Source organism: Kitasatospora sp. NPDC007106 (assembly GCF_040634455.1).
Taxonomy (GTDB): Bacteria; Actinomycetota; Actinomycetes; order Streptomycetales; family Streptomycetaceae; genus Kitasatospora; species Kitasatospora arboriphila.
The window spans coordinates 1-1,366 of record NZ_JBEYFP010001249.1 but is presented as its reverse complement, the minus strand read 5'-3'; the positions used below and the strand labels follow the sequence as shown (position 1 = coordinate 1,366).

Genomic DNA, 1,366 nt, shown 5'->3' with positions numbered 1-1,366 from the left:
CCACGGATACCCCTCGGCCGGCCTGCCTGCTCCGAGCACCTCGGGGACGGGCGTGGGCAGGTGGGGCGCGAGCCGGGGCAGCCACGTCCGTTCGAGCGCCACGTCACCGGCGCCGCCCGCCACCAGCGGAAGCCGCACGACCATGTCCTCGCCCAGCCGGTACATGGCGTTGACCGTGCCACCGGACGGCACCCGCTCCACCGCCGCCCCGGCCCACCGGGGGAACTGCCCGGCGACCAGCCGCCGCACGAGGTCGCCGTCGACGGGGTGCATGCCGGGGTGCATCTGCCCTGTGCTCATGACACCCCATCCGATCGCCGGACGCCCCCGAGCGTCAACCCCCGTCGCGCCGGGCCCGCCGTTGTCGTTACTCGTTTGCCCACGGACTCCGAACCGCTCAGAATGCAGCCACTATGACGCTTCATCACGAGATACTCGAGACCGCTCTGGCCCGGATCACGGCCGGATACGTGTTCCCCGAGCAGACGGCCGGCATCGATGCCGTGATCCGTCGCCGGCTGGCCGAGCGCGCGTACGACGGTTTGGACGAGCGGGAGTTGTGCGAGCGGGTCACCGCGGACCTGCAGCGGGCGTGCCCGGACAAGCACCTGCGGCTGCTGTGGAGCGAGGAGCCGCAGTCGATGGAGGAGGAGCCGGAGGAGGTCAGCCGGGGCCGCTTCGAGGCGTTCAGCCGGGCCAACAACCACGGCGTCCGGCGGGTCGAGCAGCTCGACGGCAACATCGGCTACCTCGACCTGTCCATGATCGCGCCTGCCGAGCTGGGCGGTCCCCTCTTCGGTGCGGCGATGCACCTGCTCGCCGCCACCGACGCGCTGGTGGTCGACCTGCGCCGGTGCCTGGGCGGTTCGCCGGAGGGGGTGCAGCTGTGGTGCAGCTACTTCTTCCCCGGTGACGAGACGCACCTGAACGACATCTACGACCGGGCCACCGACTCGATCCGGCAGTACTGGACGGTCGGCCACCTCGCCGGCCCGCGTTACCTGGACCGCCCGGTCGCCGTGCTGACGTCGGCCGTCACCTTCTCCGGCGGCGAGGAGCTGGCGTACAACCTCAAGGTGCTGGAGCGCGCCACGCTGATCGGCGAGACCACCCGGGGCGGCGCCCACCCGACCTCGCGCATCCCGGTCTCCCCGCACGTCGCCGTCACGGTGCCGACCGCCCGCTCGATCAATCCGGTGACCGGCACCAACTGGGAGGGCGTCGGTGTCCTGCCGGACCTCGCCCTCCCGGCCGACCGGGCGCTGGAGGCGGCGCTGGAGCACCTGCGCGAGCAGCTCGGCTGAGCCTCGGAGCCTCGACCGGGCCTCGGCAACGCCGACGACGGGGAGGGGGCCGCACCGGCCCC

2 protein-coding genes are annotated in these 1,366 nt (G+C 72.7%); one reads left to right on the top strand and one right to left on the bottom strand.

All coding sequences use genetic code 11. The annotated features are described in order from the left end of the window. A partial coding sequence (locus ABZ641_RS37560; RefSeq protein ID WP_359989083.1) for a phosphotransferase occupies window positions 1-300 on the bottom strand: 300 nt, incomplete at its 3' end. Between the two features lie 113 nt (window positions 301-413). On the opposite strand from ABZ641_RS37560, the gene ABZ641_RS37555 reads away from it, so the two are divergent. After that, window positions 414-1,304 carry a S41 family peptidase gene (locus ABZ641_RS37555; protein WP_359989081.1) on the top strand — a complete coding sequence of 297 codons (891 nt, stop codon included), beginning with the start codon at window positions 414-416 and terminating at the stop codon, window positions 1,302-1,304. The last annotated feature ends 62 nt before the right edge of the window (window positions 1,305-1,366 follow it).

Excerpts from the sequence above, each read along its gene's own strand:
- ABZ641_RS37555 (WP_359989081.1), top strand. The coding sequence starts at position 414 with ATGACGCTTCATCACGAGATACTCGAGACCGCTCTGGCCCGGATCACG.